Annotated in this window: 15 protein-coding genes; 1 reads left to right on the top strand and 14 read right to left on the bottom strand. The window is 66.2% G+C overall.

Annotation, left to right across the window (positions count from 1 at the left end):
* Positions 1–19: 19 nt before the first annotated feature.
* From J2X70_RS03115 to J2X70_RS03105, 3 genes are all read right to left on the bottom strand, one after another.
* Positions 20–1,189 carry a flagellin gene (locus tag J2X70_RS03115; protein ID WP_059064145.1) on the bottom strand — a complete coding sequence of 390 codons (1,170 nt, stop codon included), beginning with the start codon at positions 1,187–1,189 and terminating at the stop codon, positions 20–22.
* A gap of 86 nt (positions 1,190–1,275) precedes the next feature.
* Positions 1,276–2,472, bottom strand: coding sequence for a flagellin (locus J2X70_RS03110; protein ID WP_059064146.1), 1,197 nt, complete (start codon positions 2,470–2,472; stop codon positions 1,276–1,278).
* A 72-nt stretch (positions 2,473–2,544) separates the two neighbouring features.
* Positions 2,545–3,765 (bottom strand): flagellin, encoded by a 1,221-nt coding sequence (locus J2X70_RS03105; protein ID WP_309908898.1) that lies wholly within the window; start codon positions 3,763–3,765, stop codon positions 2,545–2,547.
* A 31-nt stretch (positions 3,766–3,796) separates the two neighbouring features.
* Here J2X70_RS03105 and J2X70_RS03100 point away from each other — a divergent pair, with 31 nt between their 5' ends.
* Positions 3,797–3,979 (top strand): hypothetical protein, encoded by a 183-nt coding sequence (locus tag J2X70_RS03100; protein ID WP_144435750.1) that lies wholly within the window; start codon positions 3,797–3,799, stop codon positions 3,977–3,979.
* A gap of 318 nt (positions 3,980–4,297) precedes the next feature.
* On the opposite strand, the gene flgL is transcribed toward J2X70_RS03100, so the two are convergent.
* From flgL to flgB, 11 genes are all read right to left on the bottom strand, one after another.
* A complete protein-coding gene (gene flgL / locus J2X70_RS03095) occupies positions 4,298–5,500 on the bottom strand; it encodes a flagellar hook-associated protein FlgL (RefSeq protein ID WP_033831049.1) in 1,203 nt (400 codons plus the stop codon).
* Positions 5,497–7,377 (bottom strand): flagellar hook-associated protein FlgK, encoded by a 1,881-nt coding sequence (gene flgK, locus J2X70_RS03090; RefSeq protein ID WP_025879101.1) that lies wholly within the window; start codon positions 7,375–7,377, stop codon positions 5,497–5,499. Before flgK ends, flgL begins: the two co-directional genes overlap by 4 nt.
* A gap of 8 nt (positions 7,378–7,385) precedes the next feature.
* Complete coding sequence (flgJ, locus tag J2X70_RS03085) at positions 7,386–8,579, bottom strand: flagellar assembly peptidoglycan hydrolase FlgJ (protein WP_025879102.1); 1,194 nt, start codon at positions 8,577–8,579, stop codon at positions 7,386–7,388.
* A gap of 1 nt (position 8,580) precedes the next feature.
* Positions 8,581–9,717 (bottom strand): flagellar basal body P-ring protein FlgI, encoded by a 1,137-nt coding sequence (locus J2X70_RS03080; protein ID WP_032952134.1) that lies wholly within the window; start codon positions 9,715–9,717, stop codon positions 8,581–8,583.
* An 8-nt stretch (positions 9,718–9,725) separates the two neighbouring features.
* The gene (gene flgH, locus J2X70_RS03075; protein ID WP_025879104.1) at positions 9,726–10,418 is read right to left on the bottom strand and encodes a flagellar basal body L-ring protein FlgH; all 693 of its coding nucleotides are present in this window, start codon (positions 10,416–10,418) and stop codon (positions 9,726–9,728) included.
* A 22-nt stretch (positions 10,419–10,440) separates the two neighbouring features.
* Positions 10,441–11,226, bottom strand: a complete 786-nt coding sequence (gene flgG / locus J2X70_RS03070) for a flagellar basal-body rod protein FlgG (protein ID WP_025879105.1) — start codon at positions 11,224–11,226, stop codon at positions 10,441–10,443.
* Positions 11,227–11,329: 103 nt separating this feature from the next.
* Positions 11,330–12,079: a flagellar basal body rod protein FlgF gene (locus J2X70_RS03065; RefSeq protein WP_025879106.1), complete on the bottom strand. Its 750-nt coding sequence runs from the start codon at positions 12,077–12,079 to the stop codon at positions 11,330–11,332.
* 32 nt (positions 12,080–12,111) lie between these two features.
* The gene (gene flgE / locus J2X70_RS03060; RefSeq protein ID WP_093818264.1) at positions 12,112–13,335 is read right to left on the bottom strand and encodes a flagellar hook protein FlgE; all 1,224 of its coding nucleotides are present in this window, start codon (positions 13,333–13,335) and stop codon (positions 12,112–12,114) included.
* A 32-nt stretch (positions 13,336–13,367) separates the two neighbouring features.
* On the bottom strand, positions 13,368–14,051 hold the full coding sequence (locus J2X70_RS03055; protein ID WP_025879108.1) for a flagellar hook capping FlgD N-terminal domain-containing protein: 684 nt from the start codon (positions 14,049–14,051) through the stop codon (positions 13,368–13,370).
* A gap of 23 nt (positions 14,052–14,074) precedes the next feature.
* On the bottom strand, positions 14,075–14,482 hold the full coding sequence (gene flgC / locus J2X70_RS03050; protein WP_263928812.1) for a flagellar basal body rod protein FlgC: 408 nt from the start codon (positions 14,480–14,482) through the stop codon (positions 14,075–14,077).
* A 3-nt stretch (positions 14,483–14,485) separates the two neighbouring features.
* Positions 14,486–14,881, bottom strand: coding sequence for a flagellar basal body rod protein FlgB (gene flgB / locus J2X70_RS03045; protein WP_025879110.1), 396 nt, complete (start codon positions 14,879–14,881; stop codon positions 14,486–14,488).
* Positions 14,882–14,964 lie beyond the last annotated feature (83 nt).

Raw genomic sequence — 14,964 nt, 5'->3', positions numbered from 1 at the left:
GGCGCCTTCTTGCCGTGGATCAGCGCAGCAGGCTGAGCACGCCCTGCGGCACCTGGTTGGCCTGGGCCAGCATGGCCGTACCGGCCTGCTGCAGGATCTGGGTGCGGGTCAGCTCAGCGGTTTCCTTGGCGAAGTCGGTGTCCTTGATGCGGCTGCGCGACGCCGACAGGTTCTCCGAGGAGGTCTGCAGGTTGGCAACGACCGAAGTGAAGCGGTTCTGGATCGCGCCGAGGTCGGCGCGGGTGCTGTTGATCGCACCCAGGGCCTTGTCGACCACTTCCATTGCCTGCTGTGCACCCTTCACGGTGGACACGTCGATCTTGTCGGCGTACTGGTTGGTGGCAGCAGCACCGGCCGTGAAGCCGAGGATGGTCGAGGTGAAAGCAGTTGCGACGCCAGCATTGTTCACGCTGTCCTTGACGGAGGTCAGCGTGAGGGCGCCATCGGCTGCGGTTTCTGCGTAGACGCCAGTCTCGCCGATCTTTGCGTTGATTGCAGTAGCAGCGGCCTTGCCAGCTGCGATGGCGTTGGCTGCAGCGTCGCCGACGCTCTTGACGGTCATCGCATCAAAATTGACAACGGTGCCCTTGCTGTCGGTGATGGTGAAGGCCGCAATGGTGGTATCGACAGCATCAGCGCCGCCGACATCAGCGGTTGCGGTTGCGAACTGCGCACCGCCCAAGGCGTTGGCCTTGGCATCGATGGTCTTGTCGATGGCGATGGCCTGGCCAGCGTTGGCGCCGACCTGGAACAGCTGGCTGGAGAAGGTGCCGTCCAGCAGCTTGGTGCCGTTGAAGTCCGACTGCTTGGCAACGCGGTCGATTTCCGAAACCAGCTGGGTCACTTCGGCCTGCAGCGCCTTGCGGTCGCTGGCCGAGTTGGTGGCGTTGGAGGCCTGCACCGACAGCTCGCGGACGCGCTGCAGGTTGTTGCCGATTTCGGTCAGCGAACCTTCGGCGACCTGGGCCAGCGAAATGCCGTCGTTGGCATTGCGGATGGCCACGTCGGTGCCGCGGATCTGGGTGCCGAAGCGCTCGGAGATCGCCAGGCCGGCCGCATCGTCCTTGGCGCTGTTGATGCGCGAACCGGAGGACAGGCGCTGGATGGTGGTAGCGAGCGAGCTGCCGCTGGTGCTCAGGTTGCGCTGAGCATTCAGGGACATGGTGTTGGTGTTGATGACTTGTGCCATGGTGCTTTTCCTTTGGCGAAGGTGGAACGTATTTCAGGAACCGGGCGGCAGCTCGGCCGCCGCCCGGTGGTCGATCAAGAAGCGGATCAGCGCAGCAGGCTGAGCACGCCCTGCGGCACCTGGTTGGCCTGGGCCAGCATGGCCGTACCGGCCTGCTGCAGGATCTGGGTGCGGGTCAGCTCAGCGGTTTCCTTGGCGAAGTCGGTGTCCTTGATGCGGCTGCGCGACGCCGACAGGTTTTCCGACGAGGTCTGCAGGTTGGCCACCACCGAGGTGAAGCGGTTCTGGATCGCACCGAGGTCGGCGCGGGTGCTGTTGATCGCACCCAGGGCCTTGTCGACCACTTCCATCGCCTGCTGTGCACCCTTAACGGTGGACACGTCGATCTTGTCGGCGAACTGCTTGGCAGCTACGGCCGGCGCGGTCTGGCCAGCGGCGAAGGTGCCACCGGTGACGGCCACGGCGAAGCCCTTGAAGGCGCCGTCCTTGTCCACGCTGTCCTTGACCGAGGTCAGGTCCACGCCGGTGCCGGCCGCGTTGACTTCGGCGTAGACGCCAGTCTCACCGATCTTGGCGTTGATCGCCGCCGACAGCGCGGTGGCCGTAGCCTTCTGGGTGCCGGCGGCGGTGCCGGTAGCCTCTACCTTCAGGTCGGCGAAGCTGACGGCGTTGCCCTTGCTGTCGGTGATCGACAGGCCGGTAATGGTGCCAGCGGTGGTGCCGTCAGCCGGCACGGTGACGGCCAGAGCGCCGGTGGCGAACTGCGCACCGCCCAGGGCATTGGCCTTGGCATCGATGGTCTTATCAATTGCGATGGCCTGGCCAGCGTTGGCGCCGACCTGGAACAGCTGGCTGGAGAAGGTGCCGTCCAGCAGCTTGGTGCCGTTGAAGTCCGACTGCTTGGCGACGCGGTCGATTTCCGAAACCAGCTGGGTCACTTCGGCCTGCAGCGCCTTGCGATCGCTGGCCGAGTTGGTGGCGTTGGAGGCCTGCACCGACAGCTCGCGGACGCGCTGCAGGTTGTTGCCGATTTCGGTCAGCGAACCTTCGGCGACCTGTGCCAGCGAGATGCCGTCATTGGCATTGCGGATGGCCACGTCGGTGCCGCGGATCTGGGTGCCGAAGCGCTCGGAGATCGCCAGACCGGCCGCATCGTCCTTGGCACTGTTGATGCGCGAACCGGAGGACAGGCGCTGGATGGTGGTGGCCAGCGAGCTGCCGCTGGTGCTCAGGTTACGCTGAGCATTCAACGACATCGTGTTGGTGTTGATTACTTGTGCCATGAGGAGAGGTCCTTGAGCGGTTGCACGTGAGTTGGGTTAGACGCCCCCGACGTGCCCCGGGGGCGGCTCATGTCAGCGCTGCAACAGGCTGAGCACGTTCTGCGGTACCTGGTTGGCCTGGGCCAGCATGGCCGTACCGGCCTGCTGCAGGATCTGGGTGCGGGTCAGCTCGGCGGTTTCCTTGGCGAAGTCGGTATCGCGGATGCGGCTGCGCGATGCGGACAGGTTCTCCGAGGAGGTCTGCAGGTTGGCGACCACCGAGGTGAAGCGGTTCTGGATCGCGCCGAGGTCGGCGCGCACGCTGTTGACCGATTCGAGGGCCTTGTCGACGATGGACATCGCCTTCTGTGCGCCTTCGGCCGTGGTGACGTTCAGGTCCTTGACGAAGCTGGCCGTTGCACCGGTCAGCGTGCCGCCGTTGGTGCTGGTCTCGGTCAGGCCCAGGCCGGCGATGGTGGCGGCGGTGGCGCCGGCCGGCGGGGTCGCCGCGCTGACACCCAGAGCGAAGGTCTGGCCGTCCTTGACCGAGGCCAGGCTGACCACGCCGGCGTTGACGGAGGCGACCACGCCGGTTTCGCCCAGCTTGTTGTTGATCGCGGCCGCGGTGGCCGAGGTGATCGATTCGCCTGCCTTCACGGTGAAGTCGCTGACGGTGACCGTGGTGGCGGCGCCGCCCGGCGGGGTCACCGAGATCTGCAGGCCGGAGAAGGTGGTATCGGCGGTGGCCTTGTCGGCTGCAGCCAGGCTGGTGCCGGTGTAGCCGTTGGCGAAGCTGGCCGCGCCCAGCGAATCGGCCTTGGCGTTGACCACGCTGTTGATGGCGATGGCCTGGCCGGCGTTGGCGCCCACCTGGAACAGCTGGCTGGTGAACGAACCGTCCAGCAGCTTGGTGCCGTTGAAGTCGGCCTGCTTGGCGACGCGGTCGATTTCGCTGACCAGCTGGGTCACTTCAGCCTGCAGCGCCTTGCGGTCGCTGGCCGAGTTGGTCGCGTTGGAGGCCTGCACGCCCAGTTCGCGGATGCGCTGCAGGTTGTTGCCCACTTCGTTCAGCGAGCCCTCGGCCACCTGGGCCAGCGAGATGCCGTCGTTGGCGTTGCGGATGGCCACGTCCAGACCACGGATCTGGGTGGTGAAGCGCTCGCTGATAGCCAGGCCGGCGGCGTCGTCCTTCGCGCTGTTGATGCGCAGGCCGGACGAGAGGCGCTGGATGGTGGTGGCGAGCGAGCTGCCGCTGGTGCTCAGGTTGCGCTGAGCGTTGAGCGACATCGTATTGGTGTTGATTACCTGTGCCATGGGGTCGTCTCCTCTTATGTGGAACCCGTTGGTGAATGAAACGAAGCGCCGCCTGATTTTTTTGTTTGGCTGTGTGCTTCGCCGTTGCCAAATGAATAACGGCGCTTTGTCAACAACCTTTAGCCGGGAATTTCGTTGCAACCGAATTTCTTCGCTGAAAGCTGTTTTTCCGGGGATTTCCGCCCTGGAGAAGCGTCAAGGCAACTCCTGGTAGGGGCGGTCGGGCATGCCCAACCCACGCTGATGAAGGTATCGGCGGGGGCCGGCTGGGCTTGATGGGCGATCTCGGAACATCCGCCGGGCATGGCCCGGCGCTACCAGAGCCAACGCTTCGGAACATCCGCCGGGCATGGCCCGGCGCTACCAGGGCCAGCGCTTCGGAACATCCGCCGGCATGGCCCGGCGCTACCAGAGCCAACCCTTCGGTAGCGCCGGGCCATGCCCGGCGAGCGCAGCGGTACATGACCGCAGAAACGAAAAAGGCCGCGATGCAGGGCATCGCGGCCTTGGGCTCCAGCGCTGGCGCGTGGAATCAGCGGATCTTGTTGAACAGTGACATCGACTGCATCTGCGAGAACAGCGTCTGTGCCGCCTGCAGTGCGGTGCTTTCCAGCTGGTACTGGCTCAACGCATCGGCGTAGTCCAGGTCGCGCATCTCCGACAGCGTGGTTTTCAGCGTCACGCCGTTGGCCTCACGCATCTCCGCCGCGTTGTCCAGCGCCTTCAGCTGCGCGCCACCGGCAGCGCGCGAATCGATCATCCGTTCCGCCGCGCGGCCGACATCACGCAATGCGCTCTGCAGTTCGTTCTGCTGCGCGGCCATCTTCGCCGGGGTACCGGTATCGGCATCCAGTGCGGCGATCAGCTTGTCCATGGTGCCGAAGATGTCGCGGCTGCTGGCGGCCTGCACGTTGAAGCTGTCACCTGTTGCTGGCGCGCCAGCGATCTGCAGGCGAACGCCATTGATCTCCAGTTCGCTGCCGGCCTTGTAGGTGCCGGTGCCGGTTACGTTGCCGGCGCCGTCGAGCACTTCGTACTGGTCGGCCGCGGTGAAGCGCACGCTGAACGATTGCCCGTTCCAGCTGTCGCTGCCATCACGGGTGATATTGGTCAGCACGCCGTTGCCGGCGTTGCCTGCCGCTGCGCTGCCATCGACGAAGCCATCGCCGGTGGGGATGCGCAGGAAGATCTCGCTGCCGGGGAGGGCGTCGCGCACGTAGGTATCCGGGCCGACTTCCACCTGGCGCTGGGTCTGGTCGCCGCGATAGACGACCTTGCCGTCAATCTTGGCGAAGGGCGGATCGCTGTCGTTGGTGCCGCCGAACACGTAGCGGCCGGTGCCGTCGCTGCTGTTGGCCAGCGACAGCAGGCCCTCGCGGATCTGGTTCAACTCGGTGATCAGGGTCTTCTTGTCGGGCGCACTCAAGGCGGGATTGCTGGCCTGGATGGTCAGATCGTTGACGCGCGCCATCAGGTCGTTGACCTGGGCCAGGGTGTTTTCCTGCACGCCCAGGCGGTTCTGCACGTTGTTGCCATTGAGCTTCATGCGTTCCAGTGCGGCCAGGCTGCGGTCCAGGCCCACCGCAGCGCCTGCAGCGACCGGATCGTCCTTGGCGCTGACGATCTTGCTGCCGGTGGCGATCTGCTGTTCCAGGTGGCTGAGCTTGGCCTGCTTGGCCATCATCAGCGCTACCGACTGGCTGTACATCATTCCGGTGGAGATGCGGTTGCTCATCGGCGCACGGCTCCCAGGATGGTCTGGAACATGGAATCGGCGGTGGAGATCAGCTGCGAGGCGGCCTGGTAGGCCTGTTGCAGGCGCAGCATGTCGGCCGCCTCCTCATCGAGGTTGACGCCGGACACTTCGTCACGCGCTGCCTGTGCCTGGTCGGCGATCACCTGCTGCGCCCCCAGCGAATACTCCGCCGAACGCGCTGCTGCACCGACCTGGGTGGTCAGCCCGCCCAATGCGCCGCCCAGCGTCACCGTGCCGGCGTTGAACGCCTTGGCCGATTCCACCTTGGACAGCTTGGTGGCATTGCTGTTGTCCGACGAGCCGGCCGGAGTCGGGGTGATGTTGAAGGTGTCGCCATTCTTCGGCACGCCATCGAGCACGAAGCTCCAGCCGTTGGCGCTGATGGTCTGCCCGGGCGTATAGGTCTGCGGCGGGCCGCCATCGATGGTGTAGGTGGTGGCCGAGGTGAACACGATCGCAGCCGGATTGCGCAGGTTGGCGTTGGCCGCATCGGTCACGGTCACGCCGCTCAGCTTGCCGGTGCCGGTGTTGGCCAGTGCGGCAGCGCCCTTGATGGCGGCGGCCGCGGCAATGCGCGACGGATCGGTGATCGCCATCTCCAGGCTGCCGGCTACGCCAGCCGTCGGCTGCAGCAGGAAGCGGTCGTTGGCCGCCGGGGCACCGCCCACCACCAGCTTCACGCCGTTGATGATCAACGGGTCGGCAGCGGTACCGGTGCCGGTCAGCGGCACGCTGGCGCCGGTGTCGGCGCGGCTGGCGGCCCAGTTGCTGCCATCGAACTTGAGCACGATGTTCTGTGCTTCCAGCTTGCCGAGGTCGCCGTAGCTGGCGGTGATCGCGCCGGTGCCGGTGTTGCCGGCATTGCCGGTGACACGCGGCGTGCCGATGTTGAAGAAGTCGCCGCCCATCTGTCCGTACAGATCCACACCCTGGCGATGGGTGCTGTTGAACGTCTCGGCCAGGCCCACGGCCAGCTTGCCCAGTTCGGCCTGGGCCGGAGTCAGCACGGTGTCGCGGAACTCGAGCAGGCCGCCGATCTGGCCGCCCACGGCCTTCGGGTCCAGGGTGATGGTGCCGCCCTGGGTCTGCAGCGCCAGCTGCAGGCGCTCCGGCTGGTATGGGTCGGCCACCGTGGTGACCTTCGATGCAGTGGTGCCCACCACCAGCGCTTGGCCGCCGGCGGTGTAGACGTTCATGATGCCGCCGTCCTGGATCACCGCGGTGCCGCCGGTGTAGCCCACCAGCTGCGAGATCAGCTGGTCGCGGCGGTCCAGCAGGTCGGGCGCGGCGTTGGCGATGTTGGTGCCGATGGCACCGTTGATCTGCGCAATCTCCGACGCCAGCCGGTTGACTTCGGTGGCACCGGCCATCAATCCATTGTTGACCTCGCCATTGAGGTTGTTCAGGTGGGTGTTGAGCTGGCTGAAGCGGTTGGCCAGGGCCTTGGCGCCATCGAGCATGTTCTGCCGGTCGGCAGTACCCGCTGCATTGGAGGACAGGCCGCTGACGGTATCGAAGAAGTTCGACCAGACCCCGGCCACGTTGGTGGCCGCGTCGGAGAACAGGGCATTGACCCGGTCGGCCATGCCCGAGAGCTGCTTCAGGCGTGCCAGTTCGCCGCCGCTGTCGAGCAGGCGCGAGATCGCCAGCTGGTCGGCGGCGCGGCGGATGTCGACGATGCGGGTGCCGTTGCCAACGTCACCATAGCCGTAGTTCTGCGGGGTGGCGGTGGCGAAGTCGACCTTCTGCCGGCTGTAGCCGGGAGTGTTGAGGTTGGCCACGTTGTGGCTGGTGGTGGCCAACGCACGCTGGAAGGCGAGCAGGGCACTGGTACCGGTGGAAAGTACGCTGGACATGGGGTTCCTCAACGACGGGTGATACCCAGCGCCGCGGTTGCGGTGCTGGCGAAGGTCTGGCCGATGCGTGAGCCGGCGTCGGCCACGGCGGCCACGGCGCGCTCGATGGTCGGGCCGCCGGCGATCGCGGCGATCTTGGCCGCGTAGCGCGGGTCGGTGGCGTAGCCGGCGCGTTGCAGGCCGCGCGCGAAGCCCTGCACATCGGTGCCGGCCTGCAGCGCCTGCTGGTAGCGCGGGCTGGTCTTCAGCAGGCGCACGTAGTCGGCAAAGCTCTCTGCAGGCGAGGTGTAGGCGCGGAAGCTGGCGGTCTCGTTGCGGCGCACGCCATCGACATACTCATGGGTGCCGGCGGTAGCGCTCTGGCCCTTCCAGCCGGTGGCCTTGATGCCGAACAGGTTGTGCGAGGTGCTGCCATCGGCATGCTTGATCTGGCGCTTGCCCCAGCCGGTTTCCAGCGCTGCCTGGGCAACCAGGGCGCGGGCGTCCACGCCCAGTTCCTTGGCCGCGCTCTGTGCGTGCTGCCAGATGCTGGCGACGAAGCCTTCCGGGGTGTGTGCGCCCAACTGGGCGACGGCGGTGCGCGTGGCCAGTGCATCGGCCGGGGTGCCGCTGCTGCCGCGGTTGCTGGCGGTCGGCGCCCACTGGTCGCTGGCAGCGGCCCAATCGGCGCCACCGATGGCACCGGCATAGGGATCGTCGGTCCCCAGCGAACGGTGCATGCCGCTGCTTTCCCGGCCCGCAATCAGGTCCAGCGCCTGCTCCATCGGGGCGACGGAGGACTGCGCGCCATCCTGCACACCGGCCGCCATCTGCTGCAGCATGCGCACGGCCTGGCCGGCGTCCTGCAGCGGCAGCGACGGCGCCGCCGGCGCATTGAGCTGGTAGGCGCGGCTGGCCTTGGCCGGGTCCACCCGGGTATCCAGCGCCGGGCCATCGGCCTGCGCGCCGGACAACTGCCGGGTGATCATGCTCGACAGGCCCAGGCCCTTGCCGCGGGTCATCGCCTCGGCGATCTTCTGGTCGTACATCTCCCGGAACATCTTGTTTTCACCCGGGAACAGCGAATCGCCGAAGCTGGCGTCACGCATGCTCTTGACCAGCATCTGCGCGAACTGGCCTTCAAGCTGGCGCGCTACCTTGTCGATCTTGGCCGGGTCGTTCTGCTGGGCCGGGCTGAGTTCGAATGCGGGAGTGATGCGCATGTCAGATCACCTCGAGCTCGGCGCTCAGGGCGCCGGCCTGCTTCAGTGCTTCCAGGATCGCGATCAGGTCACCCGGTGCCGCGCCAACGGCGTTCACCGCATGCACGATCTCGTCCAGAGTGGTGCCGCCGTTGAACTTGAACATCCGGCTGCCATCGTTGGTGGCGGTGATGGTCGACTGCGGCGTGGCCACGGTCTGGCCACCGGCAAAGGCGTTGGGCTGGCTGACGTTGGTGTTTTCCTGGATGGTCACCGTCAACGAGCCATGCGAGATCGCGGCCGGGCCGACACGCACCTGCTGGCCGATGACCACGGTGCCGGTACGCGAGTTGACCACTACCTTGGCCGGTGCAGCGCCCGGGGTCAGTTCCAGGTTTTCGATACGGGCCAGCAGGCCGATGCGCGCACCGGCATCGGTGGGCGCACGCACGGCAACCGTGCCGCCGTCCACGGCACGCGCCGAACCCTCGCCGAAGGCATTGTTGAGCGCACCCACCATCCGCGAGATGGTGGTGAAGTCGCTGTTGTGCAGGTTCAGGGTGATCTCGCCGCTGGCGCCGAACACATCGGGGAGGGCGCGTTCAACGGTCGCACCGTTGGGGATGCGGCCGACGCTGGGCACGTTCACCGAGACGCGCGAACCGTCCTTGCCCTGTGCACCGAAGCCGCCCACGATCAGGTTGCCCTGGGCAATCGCGTAGACCTGGCCGTCGGCGCCGCGCAGCGGCGCCATCAGCAGCGAGCCACCGCGCAGCGACACGGCGTTGCCGATCGAGGACACGGTGATGTCGATCGGCTGGCCGGGCTTGGCGAACGGCGGCAGCTCGGCGTGGATTGCCACTGCCGCCACGTTCTTCAGCTGCGGGTTGACGTTGGCCGGTACGTTGACGCCCAGCTCGCCCAGCAGGTTCTTCAGGCTCTGCACCGTGAAGGGCGCCTGGCTGGTGCGGTCGCCGCTGCCATCCAGGCCGACCACCAGGCCGTAACCCACCAGTGCATTGCCGCGCACGCCACCCACCTGGGCCAGGTCCTTGATGCGCTCGGCGCTGGCGGGTGCAGCCACCGCAAAGACCATGAACACGGCACAGTAGAGCGACGCTGCGCGTCGCTGCCAGGAAGAAGAGAAGGAGAGTTTCATGGCCATACTCAGAACGGCGTCAGGCCGGAGTTGAAGAAGCGGCTCAGCCAACCCATCGCGTTGGACTGCGCGACAGGGCCGCGGCCGCCATAGACGATGCGCGCTTCAGCCACGCGGCTGGAAGGCACGGTGTTGTCCGCGCTGATGTCGCCGGGGCGCACGATGCCCTGTACCTGCACCAGCTCATCACCCTGGTTCAGGCGCAGGTTCTTCTGCCCCTGCACCACCAGGTTGCCGTTGGGCAGGCGCTGCACCACCGTCACGGTCACGTTGCCCTGCAGGCGGTTGCTCTGCGCGCTGTTGCCCTTGCCGGTGAAGTCGCGTGCGCCCTTGGCCGTTGCACTCAGGATGTCCTTGCCGCCGAGGGTGACCGGTGCGCCGAGAATCGACGGCGTGCCGAGGCTCAGGTTTGATTCCTTGTTGGTGGCGGTGTTGGCGCTGGTCTGCGCGGTGGTGTTTTCCAGCAGGGTGATGGTCAGCAGGTCGCCGACATCGCGCGCACGGCGGTCCGAATACAGCTGCAGGGTCGGGCCGGCGGCGTAGATCGCGCCGGCGGTCGGTTCGGCCTGCGGCGGCATGATCGGCTGCAACGGCGCCATCGTCGGATAGGGGCGCACGTCGCCAGCGATCACGCAGCCGCCGAGCAGGGCAGCCACGGCGCAGGCGAGGGCAGTACGGGCGAAGGAAGAAAGGGGCGACATGGCAGTTTCCCGGTGAGGGCGGTCAGAGCTTGTTGCTGAGGTAGCCGAGCATCGAGTCGGTGGTCGAGATCGCCTTGGCGTTCATTTCGTAGGCGCGCTGGGTTTCGATCATCGACACCAGCTCTTCCACCACGTTGACGTTGCTGCCTTCCAGCGCACCCTGCACCACGGTGCCCAGGCCGTTCAGGCCGGGATTGCCGTTCTGCGCCGGTCCGGAGGCGGTGGTTTCCAGGAACAGGTTTTCACCACGTGCCTGCAGGCCCGCCGGATTGACGAAGTCGGTAAGGGTCAATGCACCGACTTCCACCGATGCCGCACCGTCGGCCATCTTCACGCTGATGGTGCCGTCGGTACCGATGGTCACCGACTGCGCGCCTTCGGGAATCTGGATGCCCGGCTGCACCGGGTAGCCGCTGTTGGTGACCAGCTCGCTGTCCTGGTTGATCTTGAACGAGCCGTCGCGGGTGTAGGCCGAGCTGCCGTCGGGCATCTGCACTTCGAAGAAGCCGCGGCCGTTGACCATCACGTCAAGCGCGCGGCCGGTCTGCTGCTGGCTGCCCTGCTCGAAGTTCTTGGCGGTGGCCACCACGCGCACGCCGGTGCCGATCTGCAGGCCGGTGGGCAGCTGGGTCTGTGCCGAAGAGGAACCGCCGGGCTGGCGCACCTGCTGGTACAACAGGTCCTCGAAGCTGGCGCGGTCCTGCTTGAAGCCGGTGGTGTTGGTGTTGGCGAGGTTGTTGGAAACCACCGACATGCGCATCTGTTGCGCATCCAGTCCGGTTTTCGCGATCCACAATGCCTGGTTCATCTTCGGAGTCCTGTCTGGGTGAAGCCGGCCGCGCGGTGCGGCCCATGGGGTAGGGAGTGCAAGCGGCGTGCCAGCACCGGCGCGGGCCGGTGCCGGAATTCCGTCAGCTGCCCAGGCGCAACAGGCTGTTGGCGCTGCGCGCGTTGTCATCGCCGTGCTTGATCACCTGCACCTGCATTTCGTACTGGCGCTGCAGCTGGATCATCTGCACCAGCGCGCCGGCGGCATCGACGTTGCTGCCTTCCAGCTGGCCGCTGTGCACCGCCGTGCCCTGCGCCTGGGCGAACGGCTGCAGCGGATCGGTATTGCGGAACAGGCCATCCAGGCCGCGTTCGAGGCGATCATCCGGCGCCTGCACCACCTTGATCCGGCCGATCATCGCCATCGTCTGCGGGCCTTCGCCCTGCGGGATGATCGAGATCGTGCCGTCGTTGCCGATCTCCATCGCCTGGTAGGGCGGAATCGCGATCGGGTTGTTGTTGTCGTCCAGCACCGGACGGCCGCTGGAGGTCACCAGCTGGCCGTTCGGGGTCACCGACAGCGCGGCGCCACGGGTGTAGGCCTCGCTGCCATCGGTGGACTGCACGGCAAGCCAGGTGCCGGTCTGCAACGACAGGTCCAGCGGCTTGCCGGTGATGTGCTGCGCGCCGGCCGTGCGGTTGAAGCCCGCATCGACATGCAGTGCATCCACCCGCGAGGCAAAGCCCGGGCCACGGATCGGGAAGGCTTCGGTGTTGGCCAGCGCTTCCTTGAAGCCGGGGGTGTCCGAGTTGGCGAGGTTGTGGCTGAGCGTTCCCTGCGCCTGCAGGGAGGCGCGGGCACCGGTCATCGCCACGTAAAGGGCTTTATCCATGCGGGGAGTTCCGTGACAGGGTCAGCAGGTCATCAACGGATGTTGATGACGGTCTGGGTGATCTGGTCCTGGGTCGTGATCATCTGCGCGTTGGCCTGGAAGTTGCGCTGCGCGGTGATCATGTTGACCAGCTGTTCGGTCAGGTCGACGGTGGAGGATTCCAGCGAACCGGCCTGGATCTTGCCGAGGTTGGAGGTGTCGGCGGCGCCGGTGCGCGGCGTGCCCGAATCGAAGGTCTCCACCCACAGGTTGTTGCCCTTCTGTTCCAGGCCCTGCGGATTGTTGAAGCTGGTGAGTGCAACCTGGCCCAGCGGCTTGTCGTCGCCGTTGGAATAGCGGGCGAACACCACGCCGGTTTCCGAAACGGTGATCTCGTTGAGCTTGCCGGCCGCGTAGCCATCCTGCTGGGTGTTGCGCAGGGCGAACTTCTCGCCGTACTGGGTCGAGCCGCTCACATCCAGCGTCATGTTCAGCACGCCGGCGCCGGTGGTCGGGGTGAAGGTGCCCAGGCTGATCTTGCCGCTGGCCGGTGCGGTCAGCTTGCCGGCGTTGTCGAAGGTCAGCGGGGTGGGCGTACCGGCCGGCTGGCCATCGACGTAGTTGTGCACCGTCCAGGCGTTGGTGGCCGCTTCCTTGACGAAGTAGGACACCTGGGTGTGGCTGACGCCCAGCGAGTCATACACGGTGATGCCGCCGCTGGAATGGCTGTAGCTGTTGGAATTGGTGGGGTCGAAGGGGTTCACCGTCGGCTGCTTGGCATTGCCCGGCAGGGTGAAGCCGACCTTGACCTCGCTGGTCTGCTTGGGCGGGCTGTCGGTGGTCAGCAGCTGCAGGTCGACCAGGCGGCCGGCATCGAAGTTGGTGCCGTCGGCGTTGGGAGCGAACACCTGCAGGCGTGCGCCCTGCGGGTTGACCACGTAGCCAGCCGCGTCGGTCTGGAAGTTGCCGGCGCGCGAGTACACGCGTGCACCGTTCATGTTCATGGTGAAGAAGCCCTCACCGGAAATGGCCATGTCCAGGCTGCGGCCGGTCTGCTCGTTGTTGCCCTGGATGAACTGCTGGGCCACGTTGGAAACACGCACGCCCGAGCCGATCGCGTTCTTGGACAGGCCGTAGCTGGTGGCGGCGAACAGGTCGGCGAATTCCGCACGCGACTGCTTGAAGCCGGTGGTGTTGACGTTGGCCACGTTGTTGGCGGTGACGCTCAGGTCCGAGTTGGCAGCGTTGATGCCGGACAGGGAAATGTTGAAGCCCATGGGATGCTCCTGTTGGATGCGGTAGGTGCGGCTCAGCTGACGCGGAGCACGTAGTCGAGAGGGGCCGTGCCCAGGCCCTTGAGGTTCAGGTAGAGGCCGTCGGAACCGACGGTCACGCTTTCCACCGGTGCCTGCACGAAGGTGGACAGCTTGGTGCTCTTGCCGGTGGTGTCGACGTGGTTGGCGACGATGTTGTACTTGCCCGGCTCCATGCGCTTGCCGTTGGCATCCTTGCCATCCCAGGTGAACGCGGTCTCGCCGGCGGCCTTGGCTTCAACGCTGATCGAGGTGACCTTGGCGCCGTTGGCGTCGGTGACGTCCACGGTGACGATGCCGGCGGCCGGCGCGGCAACCGTGCCCTCCACCGAACCTTCCTTCTCCAGCACCAGCTTTTCCGACGGCACCAGCACCTGGTGGCCGACCAAGGCGGCACCACGCAGCACCTGGTCGCTGGCCATCGACTCCTGGAAGCCCTTCACCGACTTGTTCAGATCGGTGATGCCCTGCACGGTCGACATCTGCGCCATCTGCGAGACCATCTGCGTGTTGTCCATCGGCTTCAGCGGATCCTGGTGCTGCAGCTGCTCGGTCATCAGGCGCAGGAAGTCGGCCTGGTCCAGCGTGTTCTTCTTCTTGGTGGCGTTGCTGTTGGGGGCGTTCAGGCCGAGTGCGGCGTAGACGTCCTGGTTGCTCTGGTTGTTGACGGCAGTGGTCATGGCGGTGTCCGGTGCAGCGGGCCTCAGCGGCCCATGGTCAGGGTGGCCAGGGCCAGTTCCTTGGCGGTGGTCAACATCTCCACGCCGGCCTGGTAATTGCGCGAGGTCGAGATCAGGTTGACCATCTGCGCCACCGGATCGACGTCGGGCTGGTAGATGTAGCCATCGCCGTCGGCCAGCGGATGGCCCGGCTCGTAGCGCTTGATCGGCGCCGCGTTGCTCTGGGTGATCTCCTTGACCTGCACCGAGGTGATGTTCGGATCGGTCTTGCTGGTCACCGCCTGGAAGATCGGTTCCAGCGGCTTGTACACCGCCTCGGGCGAGCCGGCGATGCTGTCAGCGTTGGACAGGTTGGAGGCGATGGTGCTCATGCGCACCGACTGCGCCTGCAGCGCGGAGCCGGCGATATCGAAGATCGGCAGGTTGCTCATGGCTTATTGCCCCGTGATCGCGGTGAGCATGGAACGCACCTTGCTTTCGACGAAGCTCAGCGAAGCGCGGTATTCCAGTGCAGCGCGGCCATAGGCGGCGCGTTCGGCATCGGGGTCGACGGTGTTGCCGTCGATGCTGGGCTGTACGCCCTCGCGGGCCACCTGGAACGGGTTGAGGCCACTACCGATTTCGTAGTGCTGCTCGTTGGTGGTGGTCATCAGGCCGTTGGCATCCAGCCCCTGCGCATGGCGAAGGGCCGAATCGAAGTCCAGGTCCTGGGCCTTGTAGCCGGGGGTGTCGGCATTGCCGAGGTTGCTGGCGATCAGCTTCATGCGCTGTTCGCGCAACGGCATTGCCTGGGCATGGACGCCCAGGTAGTCGGTAATCAGGTTGCGCACGGTGCACTCCCACGGGAACGTTGCCCGGGAAGCTGCAAGCGGTGTGCCAGAACCGTGGTGCGCAACATCGCGCTCGCCGGGCA

The organism is Stenotrophomonas sp. 1337 (assembly GCF_031455455.1).
In the GTDB taxonomy this organism is placed as follows: domain Bacteria; phylum Pseudomonadota; class Gammaproteobacteria; order Xanthomonadales; family Xanthomonadaceae; genus Stenotrophomonas; species Stenotrophomonas indicatrix.
Note: the sequence above shows the minus strand (reverse complement) of the source record. Positions and strands in the feature narration are given on the sequence as shown.